The sequence below is a fragment of the Bacillus sp. FJAT-29814 genome, from assembly GCF_001510715.1.
GTDB lineage: Bacteria > Bacillota > Bacilli > Bacillales > Cytobacillaceae > Neobacillus.
The window spans coordinates 522462-547670 of record NZ_LMTJ01000005.1; the positions used below are offsets into that span (position 1 = coordinate 522462).

The window sequence follows — 25209 nt, forward strand, 5'->3', positions numbered from 1 at the left end:
TTAATAAGCATATTGCGTGTATTTATCCAAAAATTCGTCCACGACCCGTTTATAGTCATCAGGGTTTTCATCAAAGGCTTGGGCATGGACCCCATTTTCCGCGATGTACAGCATTTTAGGCCCCTTTTTGTGTTCGAATAAATCATGGGTCATCGAAGGCAAGATGAAATCATCGTCGCGGCTGTGGATAAACAAAACCGGATGTTTGATGTTCTCAATAACCGAAATCGGTGAGACATGGCGGATTGAATACTTGTCACGTAGCCTAAGGAACGCATCCCCAATCGGCAATAACAGCCCGGGGAAAATTTTAAAATCCCGTTTAATTACGTGGGCAAGCTGTTGTTTAAAGTCGGAAAACGGGCAGTCGGCAATATAAAAATCAGCCCCGTCCTCGAGGAGTCCGGCATACAACAGCATCGTTGCAGCCCCCATCGATACTCCGTGAATTCCCAGGACCAAGTCCGGCCCCTTCTCTTTTTTAAGCCAGTCGACCACTGCTTTTAAATCAAATTTTTCATAATATCCGTAGCTCGTGGTTTTGCCTCCGGATTCACCGTGGCGGCGATGGTCGTAAAGCAGGGTATTAAAACCCCGCTCTAGGAACAGGTTCGCATATTTTACCGAATTTATTTTGTTTTCAGTAACACCGTGGGAAATAATCACATAGCGGTTCGTTTCGTGAGGCTCCGCAAGCACAGCCTTAATGTTGTAGCCAAACGGCGACGGAATCGTCACATCCCGTTTCGGCAGGGAGTCGTACTCTTCAGGATTAAACCAGCCCGCCTGCTTTTCCCGGTTTAAGATAAACTCCTCATCCTTCTTTTTGATATACATGATTCGGTTGGTAAAATATAAACCGATTGCGAGCCAAAAAAATAACACAGAGAACAAGATTCGAAATGCCTTTTTCAAAACGGCACCTCCAAGAGGATATTTACATAAATTAACTTTGTTAATTTTACCATAAGAAAAGCCGCTTATTCCAATGAGCGGCTTAATAGAAAAGCGGAGGCACCGAAGCTAGACAGATGAACATTCATTTATTGTTCAGAATTTTGTCGTTTTGTTGGGTGGAGGGCTTTTTCCATTTCTTCGGCAGCCATCATTCGCTTGCCGCCTCCAGCTGAATCCGAATAGTTCTTCCCTGCCATGCTGTTTCCTTTATCCCGTTTTTGGCTCATGAACAAATCTCCCTTCAATGGTTATCATCTAATAAGATGCTTAAACAAAAGGTCGATTATTCATGAACTGTTTTGGCATGGAGCCGGAAGTAACCGGTTTCGATTTCCCGTGAAAGATGGGGGGAGACAATTTCGATGGCACCCACCAGTTTCTGCAAATTGACACCTGTTTCAATCCCCATTCTTTCTAGCATATAAACGACATCCTCTGTCGCGACATTTCCACTCGCGCCGGGTGCGAACGGACAGCCGCCAAGCCCGCCGGCCGAGGTGTCAAAACGATCAATTCCAGCCTGTAACGCCGCCAAAATATTGGCGAGACCGAGCTTGCGGGTGTCATGAAAATGGGCTGTGAGGAGCGTATGGAAAAACTCCTCTTTTAATTTTGAAAAAAGTGAGTAAGACTCGGTTGGTGCCGCCATTCCGATGGTGTCGGCAACACTCAGTTCATCAACCCCGGCAGAGACAAATTCGCGGCACAGCTTTAATGTATCTGCCTCGGCGATTTTTCCTTCATAGGGGCAATAAAACGCTGTCGAGATACAGGCACGGACAAAGTAATTTTTTTCCTTCAGTTCTTTGATGATGGGCTTTAATTCCGCCATGCTGTTGGCAGTCGTTTTGTTGATATTTTTTAAATTAAAGCTGTTGCTGACCCCGACAAACACCGCTACTGCCTTGCAATTGGTTGAGTAGACCCGATCGACGCCTTTACGGTTCGGAGCAAGGACAATGTTTCTGGTCCGCTCATCTAAGCTGTCAAAGACAATTTCCGCAGCATCCGCCATTTGCGGCACCCATTTTGGGGACACAAATGAGGTCAATTCCATTTCCTTCAATCCGGCCTCTCTTAGTGCGGCAATAAACTGTTTCTTTATTACTGTCGGAACGAATAATTTTTCATTCTGCAATCCGTCACGCGGACCCACCTCAATTATGGTGACTTTTTCAGGCAATTTAAACATGGATAGTCCCCCTCATGTTTTCCTAATTCCATTGTAGAGGTGTTGATTTCGAAAAATCAAGAATAAAGGGAATCTTCCTAAAACTGTGATACAATTATGAGTGATAATTATTTTAAAGGGGGAGAGTTCATGAACCAAACCGAGGTAGTGATTGTCAGTGCGGTCAGAACGGCGCTTGGAAGCTTTAACGGAGGATTAAAAAGTGTTTCCGCTCCTGAATTGGGTGCAACCGTAATCAAGGGGGCGTTGGAGCAAGCGGGGATAAAGCCTGAACAGGTAGATGAAGTGATCATGGGGAACGTTCTTCAGGCAGGGCTTGGACAAAACCCGGCACGGCAAGCGGCCATTAAGGCAGGAATTCCTGAAAGCGTTTCATCGCTGACAATTAATAAGGTATGCGGCTCAGGTTTAAAAGCAGTCCATCTTGCGGCACAAGCGATTTTGGCGGGAGATGCTGAAGTTGTGGTTGCAGGCGGGATGGAAAATATGAGTCAGGCTCCGTACATATTGAAAAATGCCCGCGAAGGATTCCGGATGGGCGACCAAAAATTAATCGATACAATGACAGCAGATGGCCTGACTTGTGTTTTTAACGATTACCATATGGGCGTTACCGCGGAAAATTTGGCGGAGAAATACTCGATTACTAGAGAAGAACAGGACCAATTTTCGGCCTGGAGCCAGGAAAAAGCGGTGAAGGCGATTGAAGCGGGAAGGTTTGAAGCGGAAATCGTTCCGGTTGTGATTCCGCAGCGCAAGGGCGACCCCGTTATATTTGCGGTAGACGAATATCCGAAGAAGGGCACGACCGTAGAAAAATTGGCAGGACTGCGTCCGGCATTTAAAAAGGATGGCACGGTCACTGCTGGAAATGCATCAGGCATCAATGACGGAGCTGCCGCTGTAGTGGTGATGAGCAGGAAAAAGGCAGAGGAATTGGGGCTAAAGCCGCTTGTAACGATTAAGGCGAATGCCAGTGCCGGTGTGGACCCGAGCATTATGGGAATCGGTCCTGTGCCTGCAGTTAAGAAAGCGTTGGAGAAGGCTTCTCTTTCCTTGGAGGAAATTGAGTTGATTGAAGCGAATGAGGCGTTTGCTGCACAATCGCTGGCGGTTGACCGAGAGCTTCATTTTAAAAAAGAGATTTTGAACGTGAACGGTGGAGCAATCGCTTTGGGGCATCCAATTGGCGCAAGCGGAGCGAGGATTCTCGTCACGCTGATTCACGAAATGAAGCGGAGAAATGCGCGTTCAGGACTGGCGACACTTTGCATTGGCGGCGGCCAAGGTGTTGCAACGGTGGTGGAATTGGTTTAATAGGGTTCATGAAGGCAGACTATTCCTGGGATAGCCTGCCTTTTTATATTTTTGCTATAATTAGAGAAAAAGTTATGAAGGAGCGTCTAGGATATGAAGAAAAAACATCAAAAAGCCAAACCCAAAAAGGACGATGCTGCGGTAACGCTAAAAGATATGATCAATCCTGATTTAATGAAACAGTTAAGGACTCAGCAGGAGCAGCTTAAGGCTGAAGAGGAAAAAAGAAAAGAGGCAGAAGAGCAACGGAAGCGTGAGGAGAGAAGATTAAAAGAGAAAAATAAGTCTTTTGAAGAATTGTTAAATGAGAGCGGAATGAATTGGCGGGAGTTTAAATAGGGAGGATTGGCTGCCAAAACTGAAGATTACTTCAGATTTGGGTAGCCAATCGGTCCTATTGGCGACAATTTGACAGATTTTAATATCTTTAGTGTCGCCAATAGCCCTCATTGGCGACACTTTCAACGATTTTAATGCCCGTACCGTCGTCAATAGCCCTCATTGGCGACACTTTCAACGATTTTAATGCCCGTATTGTCGTCAATAGCCCTCATTGGCAACACTTTCATCGAATTTTCAGTTCGTAAAGTCGCCAATCAGCTTAACTGGCTACTGAATTCATCGATTTTTTTCATGAATGGGTAGCTAATAACACAATGTACTCCAAAAATCACTAGCGGTGTTCCCCATAAACACTAGCCTTCGTCAACTCTTTGATCAGCGCCACTTCTTCATCGGTCAGCGCTCGGCCCCTTACCGCTGTAGCATTGCTCCGAATCTGCTCCACACTGCTCGCCCCGGCAACAACCGAAGCCACCGCAGGGTTTGCCAGGTTGTATTGGAGCGCCACCTCCGTAAACGAACGCCCGGCACCCACACTCTCTTTAAGCCGTGGCAGCACATTAAGCAATTCTTCGTAGCTATAATCCAAATACCCTTTCCCAGTAGCCTTATCCAGCACTCTATCACTTAACAGCCCCTTGGCCAACGATCCGCGGGTCACGACGCTTACCCCATGTTCGGCCAACAGCGGCAATGCCACTTCCTCCGGCCGGCGGTCAAGAATGCTGTACTGCATCATCACGGAGATGATATGCGACTTCGCCACATATTCACGAATTACATTTGGGCGAATGGAAGAAATCCCGTAATAGCGGATGACCCCTTCAGATACCAATTCCTCGAAAGCTCCAATCGTCTCATCAATCGGGTCATCAATCGTGCCTCCGTGCAATTGATAAAGATCGATATAATCGGTGCCAAGCCGCTTCAAGCTTTGTTTGACGGCCTCTTTGATATATGCCTTCGACGGGTCCCAGGTCCAGCCGGAACGGTCTTGATTCCAGCGATTCCCTGCCTTCGTGGCGATTATCACGTGTTCTCGGACATTTTTTAACGCCTTTCCGACAATTTCTTCATTGACTCCAAAATCATACAAATCCGCAGTATCAAAATAATTGATGCCTTCCTCAAGGGCGGCTTCAATGATACTTTGCGCATGTCGCTCATCGGTGCCAAGCGACATGCAGCCGAGTCCAAGCTCAGTTACGTACAAATCGGAATGCCCCAATTTTCTTTTCTTCAAAAAAATTCCCCCGTTCTTTTACAATAATTTTAATCAAGAACAGGAAAGACTACAAACAGTAGGTCTTATTTTTTCGTGATATTGGCAGTCCAGTCAGAAACAGTTTTAAAATTTTTATTATATTCCTTTAGTTTTTGCAGAACTTCCCAGCCCTTTCCGACAAGAACGATTCCCTTCTCATGCACATACACCTTCATCCGATACCCCTCCAAATAAAGTATGGTAAAATGTATGACGGGAATGAACCGGACTAGAACAGGAGTTGAACAATAAATGAACAAGCTTGACGAAAAAACAATTAAGAGCGAAGAAATTTTTTCGGGAAAAATTGTCAGTCTACACCTGCAGGAGGTGGAGCTGCCGAACGGAAAGACGTCGAAACGAGAAATTATCAAGCACCCTGGAGCAGTGGCAATTATTGCCGTGACGAACGAGAATAAAATCATCATGGTCGAGCAATATCGTAAAGCGTTGGAACGAGCAATTGTCGAAATCCCTGCTGGAAAGCTGGAAAAAGGCGAAGAACCGGCTAGCTGCGCCCGCCGCGAATTGGAGGAGGAGACAGGCTACGAATGCGAAAGCCTTGAGCTGTTAACTTCTTTTTATACCTCACCAGGATTTGCCGATGAAATTGTACATGTGTTTTTGGCTAAAGGATTAACGAAAAAGGAAAATTCCGCTGCTTTGGATGAGGATGAATTCGTTATTTTGGAAGAGTTAACACTAGAAGAAGCTTTGCAATATGTAAAAGAACAAAAAATTTATGATGCTAAAACGATCTATGCTGTCCAATACTTACAATTACAAGAGGCGTTGAAAAAATAATGAATCGCTACTATGTCGATTTACATATTCATATTGGCCGGACATGGACCGGCAAGCCTGTTAAAATTACCGGGGCCAAGTCGTTGACATTTACCAACATCATAGAGCATGCACGTCATGAAAAAGGTCTCAACATGGTCGGAATCATCGACAGCCATTCGCCCGAAGTGATACTGGAAATGGAAAGCTTAATCCAAAGCGGCGATGTGTATGAACACGAGGATGGCGGTCTCGTGTTTGGTGATTTGACCGTGATTCCGGGCTCAGAGTTGGAAATTTACGATGAACAATGCAATGGTCCCATTCACCTGCTTTGCTACTTTCCAAACCTGACCATTATGCGAGAGTTTTCGAATTGGCTAACGGCCCATTTGAAAAATATTCAACTGAGTTCGCAGCGGGTTTATATTACCGGTATGGAATTGCAAAAAAGAGTAAAAGAATTAGGGGGCATCTTTATCCCAGCGCATGTGTTTACTCCGTTTAAAAGTCTTTATGGAAAAGGGGTAAATAAGTCGCTTACAGAAGTGCTCGACCCCAATCTGATAGATGGAATCGAGCTTGGTTTGAGTTCTGATACACGGATGGCTGACCAATTGGGGGAATTGCATAAGTATACCTTTGTGACCAACTCCGATGCCCATTCGCTTGCAAAAATTGCTCGTGAATATCAGGTGGTGGCGATGCAGGAGCCAACGTTCAAGGAATTACAAAAAGCATTAAAAGGGGAGGACGGCCGCAAAATCGTCGCCAATTATGGCCTTGACCCGCTGCTCGGAAAATACCACAAAACAGTCTGTGCGGAGTGCTTGAACCAGGTGAATGAAAACGACCAAATCTGCACCTTGTGCGGGCATCCGAAAATTATTAAAGGAGTGGCCGATCGGATACTCGAATTGAAGACCGCGGATGAAAGTCCGGAAGGTCGTCCGCCATATGTTCATCAAGTCCCGCTTGAATTTATCCCTGGCCTCGGGCCGAGAATGCTGGGGAAATTGATCGATCACTTCGGCAGCGAAATGGCAATTTTGCACGAGGTGCCATTTGAAGCATTAAAAGAAGTCGTGCCGGAGAAAATTGCCACACTCATCATGCAGGCGCGAGAAGGAAAAGTCAATCTGGCGGCAGGCGGCGGCGGAAAATATGGAAAAATTGCCGACCAATAGGGTATACCCGACATCCAACATGGAATGTCGGGTTTTTTAATGCAATCTAGTAATTTTAATCATAGAAAAGCTAGACTTGCATAGAATGTACTAACCATTGCAAAAACAGGAGGAGCCGCCAAATGAAAAAACGTTTGTACCAGTCCACTGCCGCAAGTTTCCGTGAGCATTCCTCAATTTTCTTATTCATTGTCGTACTATTTTTTATGGGAGTCATTTTTGGGGCGATTGTCGTCAACAGCATGAGCTTTACACAAAAGGAAGATTTATTCTACTATTTGTCACAGTTTTTTGGGCAAATTTCAGAAGAAAAAGTAGCGGAAAACAAAGATTTATTTCTGCAAAGCTTTTTTCATAACAGCAAATTCATAGGATTAATCTGGATACTTGGAATCTCGATTATCGGCCTTCCAGTGATTCTCATTCTCTTATTTTTAAAGGGGATGGTTGTCGGGTTTACAGTCGGCTTTCTTGTCAGTCAAATGAAATGGAAGGGGTTTACGCTGGCAATTGCCTCGATTTTGCCACAAAACTTGATTATCATTCCCGTTTTCATCATTATGGCCGCATTATCGGTTATTTTTTCAATTAGAATGATCAAACGGCAGTTTATGAAAACATATTCCCAGCCAATCATTCCGCTGTTTAAGGGGTATATTTTTGCCCTGATCGCAGCAGTTATCTTTATTTCAGCGGCATCCGGAATTGAAGCGTATCTATCACCGGTGTTAATGAAATCAATAGTTGGATCAGCTGGATTATAGTCACTTTTAGGTGATACTAATTTTAAACTGTTATTTATAATAATTTTATTTTGAATCTCTCAAGTCATCTGTTATAATGAGAATTAACAGTGGCGAGGGAGGGACTTCAGGATGGAAACCAGAATTGAGAGAATAAAGAAACAATTGCATTCAGCCAGCTATAAATTGACACCACAGCGTGAAGCGACTGTCAGAGTTTTGCTGGAAAATGAAGAGGATCATTTAAGTGCCGAAGATGTATACCTCCTTGTAAAAGAAAAATCGCCTGAAATTGGTTTGGCTACTGTATACCGGACCTTGGAATTATTAACGGAATTAAAAATTGTCGATAAAATAAATTTTGGTGACGGTGTATCCCGCTATGACCTTAGACAGGAAGGGGCGGCGCATTTTCACCATCATCTTGTTTGCATTGAATGCGGTGCCGTTGATGAAATTCAGGAAGATTTGCTAGAAGATGTGGAAGCAATTGTCGAACAGAAATGGAATTTTAAAATAAAAGATCACCGCCTTACCTTTCATGGCATTTGCCACCGTTGTCAGGACAAAGGTAAAGCGGAAGAATAATCATATTGACAGAACGGTCCTTTTTCGCCAAAAGGGCTTTTCTTTTTTAAGGAAGCAATCCCTTGATTTACTCGGATCAGGTATAAAACTTGTCCTTTTTGGCATACCTTTTATTAATAGATAGGTAGCAGGGGGATTCAGATGTTCTCTTTTTTAAAATTAATTTGGCAAACATTGAAGGTTTTTATTATTTTCACCGGATGCACGATTCTTTTTTATTATGGTATCATGTGGGTATCAGAGGAGTATCAAAACTATCATCGCTATGATGAACCGGAAGGAACAGCTGTTAAAGTTTCAAATGGTCTGGATGGAAAGGATTCTTCCTTGTTGGATCGGCTGATATTTTTTTATTTAAATGGGGAGTAAACAATGGAAGAGCAAATAAACGGATTTATCCACTACTTACAGATAGAACGTGAAATGGCCAAAAACACCCTTCTTTCCTATGAGCGGGATTTAAAAGGTTATCTCCACTATTTGAAAACAATAGAATCAAAGCGATCGTGGAATGATGTCCAGCGTGTGCATCTTGTTCAATTTTTAAATACTCTACGGGATAACGGAAAATCTCCGAAAACGATCGCAAGACATATTGCCTCACTGCGGGCGTTTCATCAATATTTATTGAGAACCAAATTCGCAGAAAATGATCCATCTGTCCATTTGGAAGCCCCGAAAATGGAACGGTCCCTGCCCAAGGTATTAAGTCTGACGGAAGTCGAGCGGCTGCTGGATGCTCCAAAATTAATCGACCATTATGGGATTAGGGACAAGGCAATGCTTGAGCTGCTTTACGCAACGGGAATTCGCGTCAGCGAGCTGGTAGGCATTAATGTTGACGATATCCATTTGGATATGGGTTTTATCCGCTGTACTGGCAAAGCCAATAAAGAACGGATCATTCCGATTAGCCATACCGCATCTAATGCGCTCAGGCATTATATAACGGAAAGCAGGCCGCTGTTTGAAGCGAAAACTGATCAGGACCAGGCCCTGTTCCTGAATCACCAAGGAAAACGGCTGACGCGGCAGGGATTCTGGAAAATTTTAAAGAAACTGGCACGGGAAGCGGGGATCGCCCAAGACATGACTCCGCATACACTGCGTCACTCGTTTGCGGTGCATCTACTGGAAAATGGTGCCGACCTAAGGGCGGTTCAGGAAATGCTCGGTCATGCAGATATTTCGACGACACAGATCTATGCCAATGTAACGAAAATTCGCTTAAAGGATGTTTATAACAAATTTCATCCCCGTCCTTGATAGAATAATAGAATACGAGAATATTTCACATAATTGTCAAAGGCTGCCCTAAAAAGGACAGCTTTTTTCTTGTAATTTTTTTGCCATGTAGTAAAATATAGATGTCAGACTTCTGACGTTCAGCATGTTGCCGTAAAGTTTATTCCATTTCCAATAGGGAAATATATAGATGTGAAATTTTTGTATTAATGAAAACGGTAACAATTCAAAAAGGAGGAATCTTAGAATGGTTTCGAATACATATAAACGGATTTTTATTATTGTCATGGACTCGGTCGGTATTGGCGAGGCTCCTGATGCAGAACGGTTTGGCGATAAAGGCGCGGATACACTCGGCCATATTGCCGACCATATGAATGGCTTGCATATGCCGAACATGGGGAAATTAGGCTTAAGCAATATCCGCGAACTGAAAGGAATTGAAAAGGCCAAAAGACCGCTAGCATATTATACAAAAATGAGGGAAGCATCAAATGGTAAAGATACCATGACTGGGCACTGGGAAATCATGGGACTGAATATTCAAACGCCGTTTCGTGTTTTTCCTGAAGGCTTCCCGGATGAACTACTTTCACAATTGGAACAGCGCACAGGCAGAAAAATTATCGGCAATAAACCGGCAAGCGGTACAGCGATTCTCGATGAACTTGGCGAAGAACATATGAAGACCGGTGCATTGATTGTTTATACATCGGCGGATTCAGTGCTGCAAATCGCTGCCCATGAGGAAATCGTTCCGCTTGATGAGTTATATTCCATCTGCAAAATTGCCCGCGAATTGACGCTTGACGAGAAATATATGGTCGGCCGCGTCATTGCCCGTCCATTTGTCGGCGAACCGGGTAACTTCAAACGCACGCCAAACCGCCATGATTATGCATTGAAGCCATTTGACAGAACGGTCATGAGCGAATTAAAGGATGCGGGTTATGATGTAATTGCCATCGGAAAAATTTCTGATATTTATGATGGTGAAGGTGTAACCAAGTCGCTAAGAACGGTTTCAAATATGGACGGCATGGATAAATTGGTCGAGACATTTGACATTGACTTTAACGGGATCAGTTTCTTGAACCTGGTTGACTTTGATGCCTTGTATGGCCATCGCCGCGACCCGGAAGGCTACGGGAAAGCGCTAGAAGAATATGATGCAAGACTTCCTGAAGTGTTTGCAAAAATGACGGATGACGACTTATTGCTCATAACTGCAGATCACGGGAATGACCCAGTGGCACCGGGAACAGACCACACGCGCGAATATGTTCCATTGCTTGTTTATTCAAAGCGAATGGCAGAAGGCAAAGAACTTCCGTTAAGAGAAACGTTTGCCGATTTAGGGGCAACGGTTGCCGATAACTTTAAGGTAAAAATGCCAAATTACGGGAAAAGCTTTTTAAATGAAATTGAATAGAAGGGAGCAGGAACATGAATCTTAATCAAATCCAAAATGGCGCGCAATTTTTAAAAGGAAAGTATCACAATACGCCGAAAATTGGCCTTATACTTGGCTCCGGCCTCGGAGTATTGGCTGATGAAATTGAAAACCCGGTGAAAATCCCTTACAACGAAATTCCCGATTTTCCGGTTTCAACGGTAGAAGGCCATGCCGGCCAGCTGGTATTTGGGTTGCTTAATGGTGTGGAGGTTGTCGCAATGCAGGGCCGCTTCCATTTTTACGAAGGCTACTCAATGGAAAAAGTCACGTTCCCGGTTCGTGTCATGAAGGAATTGGGAGTGGAAATTTTAATCGTCACCAATGCTGCCGGCGGTGTCAATGAAAGCTTTGAGCCTGGGGATTTGATGATTATTACGGACCATATCAATAATATGGGAACCAATCCGCTAGTTGGCCCTAATGATTCCAAACTAGGTGTTCGCTTTCCGGATATGTCGGAAGCATATACGAAAGAATTGCAAGCAATCGCCAAAGATATTGCCGGCCGCTTAAACATTAACGTTAAGGAAGGTGTTTATTTCGGCAATCCTGGCCCTGTCTATGAAACACCGGCGGAAATCAGAATGATTCGGGTACTCGGCGGTGATGCGGTTGGGATGTCGACTGTCCCAGAGGTAATCGTTGCGCGTCACAGCGGGATGAAGGTGCTAGGTATTTCCTGCATTTCCAACATGGCAGCCGGGATTCTCGACCAGCCATTGACCCATGATGAGGTAATCGAAACAACCGAAAAGGTTAAAGAAAATTTCCTGAGTTATGTGAAAGAAATTGTCAAAAGCTTAGCGTAACAAAAAAAGTGATGATAAAGTGGTGAATAACATGAGAATGGTCGATTTAATTGAAAAAAAGCGTGACGGACATGAACTGACAACCGAAGAAATTAACTACATTATTAAAGGTTATACGGAAGGTTCCATTCCGGATTACCAAGTAAGTGCCTTTACGATGGCGGTTGTGTTTCGCGGCATGACCGAAAAAGAACGGGCCGACATCACGATGGCAATGGTAGAATCAGGTGACCAAATTGATTTATCGCAAATCGAAGGGATCAAGGTTGACAAGCATTCAACCGGCGGTGTTGGCGATACGACCACGCTCGTCCTGGGGCCGCTCGTTGCGGCAGTCGGGGTTCCTGTCGCTAAGATGTCAGGCCGCGGTCTCGGCCATACCGGAGGAACGATTGATAAATTGGAATCTGTTGCCGGCTTCCATGTCGAGATTGATAATGATGAGTTTATTGAATTAGTAAATAAAAATAAAATCGCCGTCATCGGCCAGAGCGGTAACTTGACTCCTGCTGACAAAAAACTATATTCGTTAAGAGATGTCACCGGAACGGTAGAAAGCATTCCGCTCATTGCCAGTTCCATCATGAGCAAAAAAATTGCGGCTGGAGCTGATGCGATTGTCCTTGATGTCAAAACAGGCGCGGGCGCATTTATGAAGACACTTGATGACTCAAAGGAGTTAGCCCATGCAATGGTGCGCATCGGCAACAATGTCGGGCGCCGAACTATGGCTGTCATCTCCGATATGAGTCAGCCGCTTGGGTTTGCAATTGGCAACGCCCTTGAAGTAAAGGAAGCAATTGATACATTAAAAGGGGAAGGACCGGAAGATTTAACTGAGCTTTGTTTAACGCTCGGCAGTCATATGGTGTTCCTGGCCGGAAAAGCGGGCTCGCTGCAGGAAGCGCGAGGACTGCTTGAAAAAGCTATTGATGATGGTTCAGCGCTTGAAAAAATGAAGGTATTCCTCAGCTCTCAAGGCGGCGACGCTTCAGTTGTTGATGACCCTTCTAAGCTCCCACAGGCGAAATTCACCTTTGAATTGGAAGCGAAAGAAGACGGCTATGTAGCTGAAATCATTGCAGATGAAGTTGGAACGGCAGCCATGCTGCTTGGCGCCGGCAGAGCAACAAAAGAGTCAGTGATTGATTTGGCTGTCGGTCTTGTGCTAAGAAAGAAAATTGGCGGCGAGGTAAAAAAAGGAGAATCATTGGTTACCATTTACAGCAACTTTGAAGACGTCAGTGAAGTAAAAGAAAAACTGTATGAAAATATTAAAATCTCCGCTGCAAAAGTGGATGCACCAATCCTCATTCACGGGGAAGTTACCGAATAAGTGCAGGTCATAATGGGTGTCAGGCACCATGTGAATATTTCACATGGTGCCTGACACCATTTTTTATTTTATTTAACAGGTAATATTTGTATAAAGTCATTGAATTTGGAAAAAATGGTGACTATTAAGAATGGAGGGTTATGCGAGTGAAGAGAATAGCTTATTTGATAGTGACATTATTATTATTTACAAGTTTTGGCGCCCCAACTGCCTTGGCAGCCGAGGAAAAAAAGAAAGAAGAAAATAAAACCACCGAAATCGTTACCGATGTCCGGTCGGCTATTTTAATTGAAAGAGATACAGGTAAAGTTCTTTATGAAAAGAACAGCAAGGAAGCATTGCCGCCTGCTAGCATGACGAAGGTAATGACGATGCTGTTGATTATGGAAGCGATAGATGAAGGAAAATTGACTTGGAATACAAAAATCCGTACAAGTGAGCATGCCGCTTCTATGGGAGGGTCGCAAATTTTTCTTGAGCCGGGAGAAGAAATGACCGCCAAGGAAATGATGCAGGGAATCGCCATTGGTTCAGGTAATGACGCTTCTGTGGCCATGGCAGAGCATATCGCCGGTTCAGAAGAAGCCTTTATCGACATGATGAATGCAAAAGTAAAGGAACTTGGCTTAAAAAATACTGTCTTTAAAAACACAACCGGTCTCCCGGAAAGCGGTCACTATAGCTCTGCCCATGACATGGCGATTATGGCAAAAGAGCTCTTGAAATATGAAGACATTACAAAGTTTACAGGGATGTATGAATCTTACCTCCGTGAAAATTCAGATAAAAAATTCTGGCTGGTGAACACAAATAAATTAGTTCGTTTTTATCCAGGAGTTGACGGCCTGAAAACGGGATTCACGGCGGAGGCAAAATACTGCCTGACTGCAACAGCCCAAAAAGATGGCATGCGCGTAATCGCGGTTGTTTTTGGCGCGCCAACTTCAAAGGATCGCAATGCCCAGGTGACCAAAATGCTTAATTATGCTTTTGCCCAATATCAGACCCATCCGGTACTAAAGCGAAACCAAGCGATTGGCGAGGCAAAGATAAGCAAGGGTGAGGACAAGAGGGTGGCGGCTCTTACTAGCGAGCCGTTATCATTGTTGACTAAAAAAGGAGAAAAAATGGCTGATGTGGAACAAAAGGTTATTCTTGAGAAAAAACTGAAGGCCCCGATAAAGAAAGGGGACAAGGTTGGAACCATTAAATTGGTTAAGGATGGCAAAGTTCTTCTGGAAAGCCCGCTGGTGGCCGGTAAGGATGTTAAGGAAGCAGGCTGGTGGACCCTCTATAAGCGTTCATTCGGCATGTTTACCAAAGCGGGAAAATAACATTAATTATCATTGTCGAATACTAGAGCAGTTTCACTACTTTTAGCGAAAAACAACTAGTTTTGTTTGCAGAGAAGGAGATTAACGGACTAGAGGCGAATTGACTCACTATACCCAGAAAAGCGAATGCGCCTTGATTAGGCGCTGAAGCTGGAAAAGATTAAGGAGGACGGAAATAGTGAGTCTTAACATTGAATTTGAAATCAAACATGACGTATTATGCATTCGTTTAAGCGGTGAATTGGATCATCACACTGCGGATGAACTCCGTGAAAAAGCAACCGCGTTAATAGAAGAAAATGAAATTCGCCATATTGTCTTGAATCTGGAACAACTCTCCTTTATGGACAGCTCCGGTTTGGGAGTTATTTTAGGAAGATACAAGCAAATCAAACAAGTGCACGGCGAAATGGTCGTATGCGCAATTTCCCCGGCAGTGCAAAGATTATTCGATATGTCTGGTCTATTTAAAATTATTAAAATGGAACCGACTGAAGAATTTGCATTGCAAAGATTGGGGGTTGCCTAATATGAAGAACGAGATGAGTCTGCAGTTTCGTGCATTGAGTCAAAATGAATCGTTTGCCCGTGTAACTGTTGCTGCTTTTATCGCCCAGTTAGACCCAACGATGGATGAACTGACAGAGATTAAAACGGTCGTGTCGGAGGCCGTAACAAACGCCATCATTCACGGCTATGAGAACGATCCAAATGGGTATGTTTATATTTCGGTGACAATTGAAGACAATGTCATTGATTTATCAATCAGAGATAAAGGAATAGGAATTATTGATGTGGAGGAAGCTCGTCAGCCATTATTTACAACAAAGCCGGAACTTGAAAGATCCGGAATGGGTTTCACTATCATGGAAAACTTTATGGATGAGGTAGAGGTTCTCACACAACCTGGCAGCGGAACCGAGGTCAGACTACGAAAGCATTTAAAATCCAGCAAAATGCTTTGCAATTAAGGAGACTTGCCAATGGATGTGGAGGTCAAGAACGACAATAAACAGACGTTTCTAAAGGATCATGAAGTCAAAGAGCTTATCCAAAAAAGCCAAGCAGGGGACCAGGAAGCACGAGATTTAATCGTCGAGAAAAATATGCGGCTTGTATGGTCTGTGGTGCAAAGGTTTCTAAACAGAGGGTACGACCCGGATGACCTGTTTCAAATTGGTTGTATCGGACTGTTAAAATCGGTTGATAAATTTGACCTTTCCTATGATGTGAAATTTTCCACCTATGCTGTTCCAATGATAATTGGGGAAATCCAGCGTTTTATCCGCGATGATGGCACTGTAAAGGTCAGCCGGTCCTTAAAGGAAATGGGTAATAAAATCCGTAAAGCCAAGGATGAGTTATCCAAGACGCTTGGCCGAATTCCGACTGTTAATGAAATTTCCGAGTTTCTTGAACTGTCGCCTGAGGATGTCATCCTTGCCCAGGAAGCGAGCAGGTCACCGTCATCGATACATGAAACGGTATATGAAAATGATGGCGACCCCATCACCCTATTGGACCAAATTGATGACGGCAATGATGGAAAATGGTTCGATAAAATTGCCTTAAAAGAGGCCATTCGCGAGTTGGATGAGCGGGAGAGGCTGATTGTCTATTTGCGGTATTACAAGGATCAAACACAATCTGAAGTGGCCGTCAGACTTGGTATCTCACAGGTTCAAGTCTCAAGGCTTGAAAAAAAGATATTGCAGCAAATGAAGGATCGAATGGACCTCTAGTCCATTTGTCCTTTTTTTATGGAGTTTTTCATAAAAAACAATTTATGACCCATACTAACTACACATGAAATCTTTGTGTTGGAAGTGAATGTTTTGGAAACGACGATCTACATTCGGATGCGGAATCGCGTCCAATCCCCTCCAAACGGAATCATATTATTAAAGGATGCAGCGCAAATCATTGCTCCCGAAACAATTCTTCCAGATTTAAAATTATTGCAGATTTACCAATTAAGTGAAGAAGACGGAAATATTGTGGTCATTGATATTATGAAGGTCATTCGCATAATCACGAAACAGTTTGGCGATATCGAGGTGCAAACCATCGGCCCTGCGCAATCGATTATTGAAGTTGTCGCCAAGAAAAAGAGAGTTTCAATTCCTTTTTTTCTTTTAATATGGTTTTTATTATTTTTCGGCTCGGCCATGACGCTGATGAACTTCCATGATGATGTCAGCATGAGGAGTGTCCAGGAAAAAATATATACAATCATCACAGGGAAGCATGATGCCAAGCCGTTATTGTTTCAAATCCCCTATTCCATTGGACTTGGGCTGGGGATGATCCTGTTTTTTAATCATGTATTTAAAAAGCGGATAAACGATGAACCAAGCCCGCTAGAGGTCGAGATGTTTAACTATCAAATGGATTTGGATAACTATGTTATTTTACATGAAAATAAAGAAAGTATGAAACGAGTCCATGACGATTAAAATTTTAGCCGTTATTTTTGTAGGTTTGGCAAGTGGGTTGGCGGTTGGGGCAGGATTTGTTGCATTTCTGACTGTGCTTGGCGTGATTCCCAGGTTAACACAGCTGTCAAAAACGATGAAAATGATTCATTACTACGAATGGGGTGTTGTCTTTGGCGCGTTGACTGGGGTTTGGGCAAGTCTGAAAGATCCGGAACTCGGGATTTCGGCATTTGTTTTAGTCCCTCTTGGGCTGACTGGCGGTGTATTTGTGGGGATGCTGGCAGCTGGTCTTACCGAGGCCTTGAATGTCTTTCCGATCTTGGCGAAACGAATTAACTTGGATGGGAAAATTGTCATCTTAATCATGGCCATGGTGTTGGGGAAAATATTCGGTTCGATTTTTCAATGGATATTTTTCGTTCATCATTGATCTTTGCTTGAAAGGAACATGACCCTATGAGCAATTGCAGGAATGTCATTTTAGTTACAGACGGTGATGAATATACAAAAAGGGCATTAGAGCAAGTTGCCCAAAAAATTGGCGGCCGGTGTATTTCCCGTTCCCAGGGAAATCCATCCAGATTGACCGGACCGGAACTTGTCGGTTTAATAAAAGCGGCGCCTTATGATCCTGTCTTGGTTATGTTTGATGACAGCGGCATTATTGGGGAAGGGGCAGGTGAAAAAGCCCTGAAATATGTAGCCTCACATGAGGAAATAAATGTTCTCGGCATTGTGGCGGTGGCCGCCAAAACAAGGAATGCTGAGTGGACGAGGGTCGATGTGAGCATTGACCGCGAGGGAGAGATTACGCCATATGGTGTAGATAAGAATGGTATAGCTGAACTGGAACTTAGCAGAATAAATGGAGATACTGTTTACTGTCTTGATGAGTTAAATGTTCCGATTATTGTCGGCATCGGGGATGTTGGAAAGATGGCAAGACGAGATTCCTGCGAGCTAGGTTCTCCGATAACGGAAAAAGCCGTAGAACTTATCCTTGAAAGGAGTGGTTATTTTGACTGAGAAACTGGCGCAGCAATGGCCGATTCCGGAATCAGTAAATGAAATTGAGAATTATATGAAGCAGCGGGTAGGACTAGGGATCAGCTTTGATTTCGGGGTTCGGAAACTATCCATATTAAAAAGAGGTGTCCACATTTATTATGTAAATGGCTTGTGCGACACCATGTATATTATCCAGCTGATGAAAGAGTTAATTGGTATTAACAATAAAGAAAAAGCGTCGACTGATTTATTTACAATCATTGAGAATAAACTGGTGAATCAATCGGTAGAGAGGGTTAAAACACTTGATAAAGTGGTGGATCAGGTCCTTTCAGGGTTGATTGGGATTGTGATTGAAGGAGAAAGTACCGCGTTTGTCATTGATGTACGAAGTTATCCCGGCCGTTCCCCTCAGGAACCCGATACGGAAAAAGTGGTTAGGGGTTCACGGGATGGATTTGTTGAAAATATCATCATGAATACAGCGTTAACCAGACGAAGGATCCGTGATGAACGACTCCGGTTTGAAATGTTAAAAGTAGGAAAAAGGTCGAAATCCGATGTAGCCCTCGGCTATTTGCAGGACGTTGCTGATCCCGATTTGCTGAATATTATTCGCAAAGAATTGAAGGCAATCAATATTGACGGGATTCCAATGGCGGACAAGACACTTGAAGAATTTATCGTAAAGCAGGGATGGAACCCATATCCGATTGTCAGATATACGGAACGGGCCGATGTGGCCGCAGCCCATATATTGGAAGGACATGTTGTCATTTATTGTGATACCTCGCCAAGTGTCATTATCTCACCAACGACTTATTTTCATCATGTTCAGCATGCCGAGGAATTCCGCGAGGCGCCTGCGATGGGAACTTTTGTCCGCTGGACTCGGTTTTTGGGCGTGTTAGCGTCCATCTTTTTATTGCCGTTTTGGTTGTTAATGGTTCTGGAGCCGTCACTGTTGCCAGAAAAGCTTGAGTTTATTGGACCCAATGAGGAGACAAATATTCCATTAATCATCCAGCTGTTTTTGGCGGACTTTGGAATTGAATTTTTGCGGATTGCCGCCATACATACTCCGACCCCGCTGTCTACGGCAATGGGCTTAGTGGCAGCAGTATTGATTGGGCAAATTGCGATTGATGTAGGTCTATTTGTTCCTGAGGTCATTCTCTATGTGGCAGTGACAGGAATCGGAACGTTTACCACGCCAAGCTATGAGCTTAGCATCGCCAATAAGATAGCGAGAATGATTTTAATGCTGTTGGTGGCATTTTTCCATACCCCTGGGTTCGTTATTGGCACAACGTTTTTGCTAATCTACCTTGTCCAAATGCGGGCTCTTAATACACCATATTTGTGGCCGTTCCTTCCGTTTGAACCTAAAGGGTTTTTACAGATTATTTTCCGCCGGGCAGTTCCGGGATCCATTCTCAGACCAAGCATTGTACATCCTAGAAATCGCTACCGGCAGCCCCCTAACCAACAATAAAAAATTGCAGAATTAGGACAGGTGTGCTAAAGTATTTTTAATTAAATAAAGAATTCCAAAAATCAAAATAGGCAGTGTCTAAAGCGGATTCTGTCTATTTGTTTATTATTTTTTAAGATTGTCTACATACACTGTAGGGAGTCGTTACGGAGAGAGGGAAAGGAATGTATTTCTACGGGACAACAGGTGTAAATAAAGACGGGCATTTGGAAATAGGCGGCGTTGACGCAGTCAGCTTGACGAAGGAATTTGGAACACCCTTGTATGTTTACGACGTCGCATTGATCAGAGAGCGGGCCAGAGGATTTAAACAGGCATTTGAAGAAGAGCATATCTCTGCTCAGGTAGCTTATGCCAGCAAAGCATTTTCTACCGTGGCCATGGTCCAGCTTGCAGAAGAGGAAGGACTGTCGCTCGATGTTGTATCGGGCGGTGAATTATACACGGCAATACAAGCGGGTTTTCCGTCAGAGAAGATCCATTTCCACGGAAACAATAAAAGCAGAGAAGAATTAGAAATGGCGCTCCAACACGAAATCGGCTGTATCGTAATCGATAATTTTTATGAAATCGAATTATTAAAGGACGTTTGTCATGAAAAAAAAGTAAAGGCGAATATCCTGTTGCGCGTTACACCGGGAATTGAAGCCCATACCCACGACTATATCATGACCGGACAAGAGGATTCAAAATTTGGCTTTGACCTGCAAAATGGCCAGGCGGAAAAAGCGCTGACTTCAGTTCTAGGATATGAATATTTTCACGTACTTGGGCTTCATTGCCATATTGGTTCGCAAATTTTTGAAACAACCGGATTTTTGCTGGCCGCCCAAAAGATTGTTGAAAGAATGGCACAATGGAAGCAGGAGTTCGGTTTTGAGGCAACCGTGCTGAATTTGGGTGGCGGTTTTGGAATTCGCTATACAAAAGAGGATGAGCCAATCTCTCCGGCGCAATATGTTCGTGAAATCATTAAAGAGGTTAAGAATTTGGCTGCGCAACATGAACTGAAAATGCCTGAGATTTGGATTGAACCGGGCCGTTCGCTTGTCGGTGATGCAGGGATTACTTTATATAAAGCCGGATCTTCCAAGGAGGTCCCGGGGGTGCGCAAATATTTGGCGGTAGATGGCGGGATGAGCGACAATATCCGGCCGGCTTTATACCAGGCAAAGTATGAAGCGGTTCTGGCCAACAGGCCGCTAGCCCAAACGAGAGAAACCGTGTCAATCGCAGGGAAATGCTGTGAATCTGGCGATATGTTGATTTGGGATTTACCTTTGCCGGAGACGGTGGAGGAAGATATTCTTGCTGTATTCTGTACAGGTGCCTATGGTTATTCGATGGCGAACAACTACAATCGTTTGCCGCGTCCCGCTGTTGTATTCGTGGAAAACAGCACAGCTGCACTCGTCGTTAAGCGGGAAACTTATGAAGACCTAGTAAGGCTTGATTTGCCATTAAAATAAATGAAAACTCGCCGATTGGCAAGTCCGTTAGGACGAAGACAGAGGCGTAGTTGAATTTATGCGACATAGGAAAGTATAAAATTTGGAAAAAATTTTATACTTTCCTATTAGCTAAACATGCTGCCGCAAATTTGCGGCAGCTTTTATTATTTTAGGAGAACATCGCCTTTACCGTATCAATGAGCCAAATAAAAAATTGCTTGACCTTTTCTAGAAATCCCTGGCCTTCCTCTGATGACAGGAATTTGGAGATGCGGTCCTTCGCTTTATTTAGCTGATCGCTGACTTGGTTCCAGTCAATATTTAAGTCCTTCAATTTATTAAATAAATCAATCAGCCTTTGAATCTCCGCTTCGGACAGCTTAACATTCAGTTCTTTTGCTGCCTGCTCGATAATCGCCCGTAGTTCTTGATCGTTTTTCGGTTTGTTTTTGGCTATTTCTTCCTTCACCTTGGCAATTAGCGCGGCAGCGTTTTCTGCCCCAATCGAATCGCCAAGTTTCGCCGTTTCAACCATCTCCTGGTTGGCCGCTTGTTTTACCTCTTCAGGAATCGTCTTATCAGCGGATATTTCGTATGCTTTAATAATCCCTGTCAAGGCTGCTGTGCCGGAAACGGCAATCGGGGCGGTCACGTAAATATCTGCATCCTTCACCCCTGCAGTGATGAGGGCATTTACATACATTTCATCGGTCACCCAATTAATGTTTTTCGTTTTGACGGTGATTCCGGCACCTTTAGCTGCAGCGGTAATCGCGGATGAGGAAATGGCTTTCGTCCCTATTAGGGATTTCGCCACATAATTTCCTAAATATTGATGTTCTTCCTTATTTGAAACGGTAACGATCTGAACATCTTTTGGTGCTCCCATTTCGGATAAGAGAGTATTTTTCTGGGCCTCGGTTAAACTTTCCCCCAAGGTCACAATCATATCGCCTTCAGCCATATCTGCAAAACTGCGGGCAGGCCCCGCGAATAAGATCATTGCCATTAACAGAATCAAAAGCTTTTTCATGTTTGCCTGGTAACATTAAAACGTAACAAAACGTACACTTATCGTAAAATGCTACCAGGTTTCACCTCCCTCTATGATTTTAATACCAGAATATTTTATTTGATCGACATATTAATTTAAGTCTGTTAACACCATATCTTTTTAACACCTTTCCGTCTATGGTTGTCATGTTACATTGATTTTTCAACGGGTAGAAGGAAGTGATATACGCAAAATACGCTTTGCCGTTACGTTTGGTATATTGAACAAAATCTCGGTGATGAAACCCATTTATCGATTCGATTTTTTTCTTTGAGCGTTTTTTCAGAGGCTTTATGCTCCAATTCTTGATTTCACACTGTTGAGAATTTACCTCTGAGCCACAAACCACAATCGCATCATTGGCGTGGGTTTTCTCGATTCCCCAATCAATTCGTTTATTGGCAGTATCCCCACCTGTTGTAAGGGTTAATGGGGCAATCTCTCTTAACTTATTTTGGAGAAAGGTTTTCCCTAGCATGACATGCATGGCGTCTCCGAAATGAATATTTCTTCCTTTGAGTTTTTTATGAAATCTTTTGGTGTGTGCTATTTCATCTCCGGTTACTTTTTCATGACACGAAGAACAAAGAGTGATTAAGTTATGAATCGAATCACCACCATTAAAACGTCTTGGAATAATATGATGTACTTCCATGCGGGTATTGGTCACACCACATTCTTGACAGGTGTTGTGATCTCGCAGCACAACTGCTTTTCGAATGTTCTCATCTAGGCGGTTGCTTCGTTGATATTCCCAATTGTAAGGTTTATATCCTTTTTCGAGTGCGCGAATATCGATTAAAACGTCTTCTAAAAAACTATGATCGATACGAATCCACTTGTGTAGTTGGTTGACTACCCTTAAAATAGAATCTTTCTTTTGCTTGATACTTGGGGCAATTCGCCCTTCCTTTTTGGAAGAAGAGCGATTGTTAAATCGAACGGGGCGGTATCGTTTGTGCTGTCTTCTGTATCTTCGATATCCCCGTCTTACCGACATTTTCTCCTTTACATCTGTTCGAAGTTCAATGGTTCCTTTAAATACAGGTTTGCTTATTGTTTTACATTCTTGCACCAAAGCAATCCCAACCTGTTTGGAACCATCATCGATACCTAATTTAACTGGTGTTGTATCGATTTCTTCCAATGGAATTTCTCTTTTTAATTGAATCACCATTGGAAATTTGTTTTGCAATGTAGCTTTCTTTTTGCGGATTAAATACCATGCACGATTTTCTCTAGTTGGAGATAACTTGTTGCCTTGTGCATCCAACACAAAACAATAGGTCATTTCTGACCAACCTCCATTACTGGGTATTTTCCTCCTTGCCAATGTCAATGGACAGGACATGCTATTTGGTGTTTGGTTTCCAAACCCTAGGAAACGGTCTTCCTCATAGCTAACAGAGCAGCAGACTGGTGGACACATCCGCAGGTGTTTCTTTACCTTATCCACTAACGTAGTTCATCGTGCTATTTCCTTTTCAGGAAACTACACTCACTTAGGCTTGAAAGCACGAAACAGTCTAACCTCAAAACGGTCGGGTTCCGTTGTGGGATGATTTAGGTGGATTTGTTATGATATTTCTTTTACTGTTCCGAGCTCCTTAAAGTGATAATCAAAAATTATTGCTCTTATATATCATAACCGATTCCCATAATATTAACGAAAAAAACAATTTAGAAGTTTCATAGGCAATAATATAATGTCGGATGTAGCGGAAATAAAGCGAACATGGATTATTTTTGTGTTTTGGTGTAGAATGTAGAATATGCAACCACTTTTATGGAGGATGTACATGGGGAAGAGCAATTGGAGATTATTCGGATCGCTTGTTGGTATTGCCGTTATTTGGGGAATTGTTTATTGGATGTTTATTGCACCCGGACAATAAAAATTTTGTCGTTGCCCATTAAACATTTATTCGGTATGATGGTTTAGTGAACAAGATTATTCCAAAAACATATAATAACTACATATATATTCGAAAAAAATATACGATATGTTAAACCGATTTAAAGGTTATTTAGCTAAGTTTCGTACGCATAAATTCAACTACGCCTCTGTCTTCGTCCTAACGGACTTGCCACTCGGCGAGTTTACATTTAAATAATGAGGGATCAGTATGTTAATTCGTTATAAGAAAACATTCGAAAAGATTGCCATGGGCTTGATGTCGTTTATGCCGACAGAAAAGGATTTAAAGAAACTGCAGCAAACGATGAAGGACTATGAAACTGACCAAAGCTGGCAGCTGTTCCTTTGGAAGGAAGAAGACATTATTGGTTTAGTTGGCGTCAAATATCATCAAGACACGAATGACCTTGAAGTGCAGCATATTTCTGTCAATCCCTCACACCGTTTTCAAGGGATTGGGAAACAAATGGTAAAAGCACTAAAGGAAATGTATCCTGACAAGAACATTGTTCCTAATGAACATACAACGGCGTTCATCGAAAAATGCGATGTATGCTAATGCAGCAAGGCAGCGCATAATGACTCATTATACGCTGTCTTTTTTTGCCGCTAATGCTTTAATCCTTTCCTCTATCACATCAGACCGATCTCGCAGCTTATGGCGATGCACAATGCCATTTTCAGAAAGATCACTTTCCTGCCCCCATGTGAAACCTTGTTCTACACATCTCTCAGAGCATTGTTTCAGTAACAGCGGGTCACTAATTGGCAAAATATAGCTTCTGTATGGTGTATTTGCGCTTATTTCCTGCAAATGCCCACTTACCAGCATGAAAAGCTGGTTTACATGCAACCCAATCTCTGTTAAGGATTCAGCCTGATGCTTAAAAATTTTTTCCGCTTTTTCCAGCGTTCGTTTTGCACCTGAAAAGTTTCCTCGCCGATGATGATAAGCAGAAACGGCTAATAAAATAAGTCCGACCCATACCGACTCCTTGTTTCCAGGATCGGTCTCTTTCCAATATTCTTCGAGAATTTCATGACATTCAAAATAATCCCTGTCGCTATGGAAATGGACTAGATATTGGATATATTCTTTTGGGTACAACGCTTTCACTCCTGATTTAAATTGTTAGCTACAGTGTATCATATTTATTAAGCTTCTTTTAAAAAACCTTTAATAATGCAAAAGGCCCGCCATAATGGCAGGCCTTTCAGATTGTAGACAAAAGGCATTTTGAATTTCACGATTTTGGTGTCTTTTTCCATATTCAAGCTTATTCTGTTTGATT

At 43.1% G+C, this 25209-nt stretch carries 29 protein-coding genes; 21 read left to right on the forward strand and 8 right to left on the reverse strand.

Translation table 11 applies throughout. The features are described 5' to 3' along the window. The 3 genes from AR334_RS14990 to AR334_RS14995 form a co-directional block, all read right to left on the reverse strand. Positions 1-915: an alpha/beta hydrolase gene (locus AR334_RS14990; protein WP_066312615.1), complete on the reverse strand. Its 915-nt coding sequence runs from the start codon at positions 913-915 to the stop codon at positions 1-3. Positions 916-1043: 128 nt separating this feature from the next. Next, on the reverse strand, positions 1044-1184 hold the full coding sequence (locus AR334_RS29935) for a hypothetical protein (RefSeq protein WP_172799221.1): 141 nt from the start codon (positions 1182-1184) through the stop codon (positions 1044-1046). Between the two features lie 56 nt (positions 1185-1240). Next, positions 1241-2149: a hydroxymethylglutaryl-CoA lyase gene (locus AR334_RS14995; RefSeq protein WP_066312618.1), complete on the reverse strand. Its 909-nt coding sequence runs from the start codon at positions 2147-2149 to the stop codon at positions 1241-1243. Positions 2150-2278: 129 nt separating this feature from the next. On the opposite strand from AR334_RS14995, the gene AR334_RS15000 reads away from it, so the two are divergent. Together AR334_RS15000 and AR334_RS15005 are read left to right on the forward strand one after the other, a co-directional pair. Next, positions 2279-3466 carry an acetyl-CoA C-acetyltransferase gene (locus AR334_RS15000; protein WP_066312621.1) on the forward strand — a complete coding sequence of 396 codons (1188 nt, stop codon included), beginning with the start codon at positions 2279-2281 and terminating at the stop codon, positions 3464-3466. A gap of 93 nt (positions 3467-3559) precedes the next feature. Then, positions 3560-3805: a YqkE family protein gene (locus AR334_RS15005; protein ID WP_066312624.1), complete on the forward strand. Its 246-nt coding sequence runs from the start codon at positions 3560-3562 to the stop codon at positions 3803-3805. A gap of 334 nt (positions 3806-4139) precedes the next feature. Here AR334_RS15005 and AR334_RS15010 read toward each other — a convergent pair whose 3' ends face one another. Together AR334_RS15010 and mciZ are read right to left on the reverse strand one after the other, a co-directional pair. Next, complete coding sequence (locus AR334_RS15010; RefSeq protein ID WP_066312626.1) at positions 4140-5051, reverse strand: aldo/keto reductase; 912 nt, start codon at positions 5049-5051, stop codon at positions 4140-4142. A 65-nt stretch (positions 5052-5116) separates the two neighbouring features. Beyond that, positions 5117-5248, reverse strand: coding sequence for a Z-ring formation inhibitor MciZ (gene mciZ / locus AR334_RS28965; protein WP_082692955.1), 132 nt, complete (start codon positions 5246-5248; stop codon positions 5117-5119). 76 nt (positions 5249-5324) lie between these two features. On the opposite strand from mciZ, the gene AR334_RS15015 reads away from it, so the two are divergent. The 18 genes from AR334_RS15015 (at position 5325) to lysA (ending at position 20963) form a co-directional block, all read left to right on the forward strand. Next, on the forward strand, positions 5325-5876 hold the full coding sequence (locus AR334_RS15015) for an NUDIX hydrolase (protein WP_066312628.1): 552 nt from the start codon (positions 5325-5327) through the stop codon (positions 5874-5876). Next, on the forward strand, positions 5876-7042 hold the full coding sequence (locus AR334_RS15020) for an endonuclease Q family protein (RefSeq protein WP_066312630.1): 1167 nt from the start codon (positions 5876-5878) through the stop codon (positions 7040-7042). Before AR334_RS15015 ends, AR334_RS15020 begins: the two co-directional genes overlap by 1 nt. A 122-nt stretch (positions 7043-7164) precedes the next feature. Beyond that, positions 7165-7806: a stage II sporulation protein M gene (gene spoIIM / locus AR334_RS15025; protein ID WP_066312632.1), complete on the forward strand. Its 642-nt coding sequence runs from the start codon at positions 7165-7167 to the stop codon at positions 7804-7806. 111 nt (positions 7807-7917) lie between these two features. Beyond that, a complete protein-coding gene (locus AR334_RS15030) occupies positions 7918-8373 on the forward strand; it encodes a Fur family transcriptional regulator (protein ID WP_066312634.1) in 456 nt (151 codons plus the stop codon). Positions 8374-8514: 141 nt separating this feature from the next. Continuing rightward, complete coding sequence (locus AR334_RS15035; RefSeq protein WP_066312636.1) at positions 8515-8742, forward strand: YqzK family protein; 228 nt, start codon at positions 8515-8517, stop codon at positions 8740-8742. 3 nt (positions 8743-8745) lie between these two features. After that, a complete protein-coding gene (xerD, locus tag AR334_RS15040; protein WP_066312640.1) occupies positions 8746-9639 on the forward strand; it encodes a site-specific tyrosine recombinase XerD in 894 nt (297 codons plus the stop codon). 226 nt (positions 9640-9865) lie between these two features. Continuing rightward, complete coding sequence (gene deoB, locus AR334_RS15045; RefSeq protein ID WP_066312648.1) at positions 9866-11050, forward strand: phosphopentomutase; 1185 nt, start codon at positions 9866-9868, stop codon at positions 11048-11050. Between the two features lie 14 nt (positions 11051-11064). Further along, positions 11065-11883: a purine-nucleoside phosphorylase gene (locus tag AR334_RS15050; RefSeq protein ID WP_066312656.1), complete on the forward strand. Its 819-nt coding sequence runs from the start codon at positions 11065-11067 to the stop codon at positions 11881-11883. 31 nt (positions 11884-11914) lie between these two features. After that, complete coding sequence (locus AR334_RS15055; RefSeq protein ID WP_066312659.1) at positions 11915-13219, forward strand: pyrimidine-nucleoside phosphorylase; 1305 nt, start codon at positions 11915-11917, stop codon at positions 13217-13219. Positions 13220-13365: 146 nt separating this feature from the next. Next, positions 13366-14553, forward strand: coding sequence for a D-alanyl-D-alanine carboxypeptidase family protein (locus tag AR334_RS15060; RefSeq protein WP_066312663.1), 1188 nt, complete (start codon positions 13366-13368; stop codon positions 14551-14553). A gap of 178 nt (positions 14554-14731) precedes the next feature. Beyond that, entirely contained in the window at positions 14732-15082 is a 351-nt protein-coding gene (spoIIAA, locus tag AR334_RS15065) for an anti-sigma F factor antagonist (protein ID WP_066312666.1), read from the forward strand. A gap of 1 nt (position 15083) precedes the next feature. Further along, positions 15084-15524: an anti-sigma F factor gene (gene spoIIAB, locus AR334_RS15070; RefSeq protein WP_066312668.1), complete on the forward strand. Its 441-nt coding sequence runs from the start codon at positions 15084-15086 to the stop codon at positions 15522-15524. A 12-nt stretch (positions 15525-15536) separates the two neighbouring features. Next, on the forward strand, positions 15537-16295 hold the full coding sequence (gene sigF / locus AR334_RS15075; protein WP_066312671.1) for an RNA polymerase sporulation sigma factor SigF: 759 nt from the start codon (positions 15537-15539) through the stop codon (positions 16293-16295). Between the two features lie 93 nt (positions 16296-16388). Next, entirely contained in the window at positions 16389-17009 is a 621-nt protein-coding gene (locus tag AR334_RS15080; RefSeq protein WP_066312680.1) for a stage V sporulation protein AA, read from the forward strand. Continuing rightward, positions 16999-17421, forward strand: a complete 423-nt coding sequence (locus AR334_RS15085) for a stage V sporulation protein AB (RefSeq protein ID WP_066312690.1) — start codon at positions 16999-17001, stop codon at positions 17419-17421. The genes AR334_RS15080 and AR334_RS15085 overlap by 11 nt, the downstream gene beginning before the upstream one ends. A gap of 26 nt (positions 17422-17447) precedes the next feature. Next, the gene (locus AR334_RS15090; protein WP_066312692.1) at positions 17448-18017 is read left to right on the forward strand and encodes a stage V sporulation protein AE; all 570 of its coding nucleotides are present in this window, start codon (positions 17448-17450) and stop codon (positions 18015-18017) included. Next, complete coding sequence (locus tag AR334_RS15095) at positions 18010-19494, forward strand: spore germination protein (RefSeq protein WP_066312694.1); 1485 nt, start codon at positions 18010-18012, stop codon at positions 19492-19494. The genes AR334_RS15090 and AR334_RS15095 overlap by 8 nt, the downstream gene beginning before the upstream one ends. 164 nt (positions 19495-19658) lie before the next feature. Next, entirely contained in the window at positions 19659-20963 is a 1305-nt protein-coding gene (gene lysA, locus AR334_RS15100) for a diaminopimelate decarboxylase (protein WP_066312697.1), read from the forward strand. 151 nt (positions 20964-21114) lie between these two features. Here the strand turns inward: lysA and AR334_RS15105 are convergent, their stop codons facing one another. Together AR334_RS15105 and iscB are read right to left on the reverse strand one after the other, a co-directional pair. Beyond that, entirely contained in the window at positions 21115-21978 is an 864-nt protein-coding gene (locus AR334_RS15105) for a DUF1002 domain-containing protein (RefSeq protein ID WP_066312701.1), read from the reverse strand. Between the two features lie 79 nt (positions 21979-22057). Next, complete coding sequence (gene iscB, locus AR334_RS15110) at positions 22058-23290, reverse strand: RNA-guided endonuclease IscB (RefSeq protein ID WP_066312705.1); 1233 nt, start codon at positions 23288-23290, stop codon at positions 22058-22060. A gap of 835 nt (positions 23291-24125) precedes the next feature. On the opposite strand from iscB, the gene AR334_RS15115 reads away from it, so the two are divergent. After that, complete coding sequence (locus AR334_RS15115; RefSeq protein WP_066312706.1) at positions 24126-24476, forward strand: GNAT family N-acetyltransferase; 351 nt, start codon at positions 24126-24128, stop codon at positions 24474-24476. A 27-nt stretch (positions 24477-24503) separates the two neighbouring features. Here the strand turns inward: AR334_RS15115 and AR334_RS15120 are convergent, their stop codons facing one another. Next, the gene (locus AR334_RS15120; RefSeq protein ID WP_066312707.1) at positions 24504-25025 is read right to left on the reverse strand and encodes a DUF309 domain-containing protein; all 522 of its coding nucleotides are present in this window, start codon (positions 25023-25025) and stop codon (positions 24504-24506) included. Between the last annotated feature and the right edge of the window lie 184 nt (positions 25026-25209).

Excerpts from the sequence above, each read along its gene's own strand:
- AR334_RS29935 (WP_172799221.1), bottom strand. The coding sequence starts at position 1,184 with ATGAGCCAAAAACGGGATAAAGGAAACAGCATGGCAGGGAAGAACTAT.
- AR334_RS14995 (WP_066312618.1), bottom strand. The coding sequence starts at position 2,149 with ATGTTTAAATTGCCTGAAAAAGTCACCATAATTGAGGTGGGTCCGCGT.
- AR334_RS15000 (WP_066312621.1), top strand. The coding sequence starts at position 2,279 with ATGAACCAAACCGAGGTAGTGATTGTCAGTGCGGTCAGAACGGCGCTT.
- AR334_RS15005 (WP_066312624.1), top strand. The coding sequence starts at position 3,560 with ATGAAGAAAAAACATCAAAAAGCCAAACCCAAAAAGGACGATGCTGCG.
- mciZ (WP_082692955.1), bottom strand. The coding sequence starts at position 5,248 with ATGAAGGTGTATGTGCATGAGAAGGGAATCGTTCTTGTCGGAAAGGGC.
- AR334_RS15015 (WP_066312628.1), top strand. The coding sequence starts at position 5,325 with ATGAACAAGCTTGACGAAAAAACAATTAAGAGCGAAGAAATTTTTTCG.
- AR334_RS15020 (WP_066312630.1), top strand. The coding sequence starts at position 5,876 with ATGAATCGCTACTATGTCGATTTACATATTCATATTGGCCGGACATGG.
- spoIIM (WP_066312632.1), top strand. The coding sequence starts at position 7,165 with ATGAAAAAACGTTTGTACCAGTCCACTGCCGCAAGTTTCCGTGAGCAT.
- AR334_RS15030 (WP_066312634.1), top strand. The coding sequence starts at position 7,918 with ATGGAAACCAGAATTGAGAGAATAAAGAAACAATTGCATTCAGCCAGC.
- AR334_RS15035 (WP_066312636.1), top strand. The coding sequence starts at position 8,515 with ATGTTCTCTTTTTTAAAATTAATTTGGCAAACATTGAAGGTTTTTATT.
- xerD (WP_066312640.1), top strand. The coding sequence starts at position 8,746 with ATGGAAGAGCAAATAAACGGATTTATCCACTACTTACAGATAGAACGT.
- deoB (WP_066312648.1), top strand. The coding sequence starts at position 9,866 with ATGGTTTCGAATACATATAAACGGATTTTTATTATTGTCATGGACTCG.
- AR334_RS15050 (WP_066312656.1), top strand. The coding sequence starts at position 11,065 with ATGAATCTTAATCAAATCCAAAATGGCGCGCAATTTTTAAAAGGAAAG.
- AR334_RS15055 (WP_066312659.1), top strand. The coding sequence starts at position 11,915 with ATGAGAATGGTCGATTTAATTGAAAAAAAGCGTGACGGACATGAACTG.
- spoIIAB (WP_066312668.1), top strand. The coding sequence starts at position 15,084 with ATGAAGAACGAGATGAGTCTGCAGTTTCGTGCATTGAGTCAAAATGAA.
- sigF (WP_066312671.1), top strand. The coding sequence starts at position 15,537 with ATGGATGTGGAGGTCAAGAACGACAATAAACAGACGTTTCTAAAGGAT.
- AR334_RS15085 (WP_066312690.1), top strand. The coding sequence starts at position 16,999 with ATGACGATTAAAATTTTAGCCGTTATTTTTGTAGGTTTGGCAAGTGGG.
- AR334_RS15090 (WP_066312692.1), top strand. The coding sequence starts at position 17,448 with ATGAGCAATTGCAGGAATGTCATTTTAGTTACAGACGGTGATGAATAT.
- lysA (WP_066312697.1), top strand. The coding sequence starts at position 19,659 with ATGTATTTCTACGGGACAACAGGTGTAAATAAAGACGGGCATTTGGAA.
- AR334_RS15105 (WP_066312701.1), bottom strand. The coding sequence starts at position 21,978 with ATGAAAAAGCTTTTGATTCTGTTAATGGCAATGATCTTATTCGCGGGG.
- iscB (WP_066312705.1), bottom strand. The coding sequence starts at position 23,290 with ATGACCTATTGTTTTGTGTTGGATGCACAAGGCAACAAGTTATCTCCA.
- AR334_RS15115 (WP_066312706.1), top strand. The coding sequence starts at position 24,126 with ATGTTAATTCGTTATAAGAAAACATTCGAAAAGATTGCCATGGGCTTG.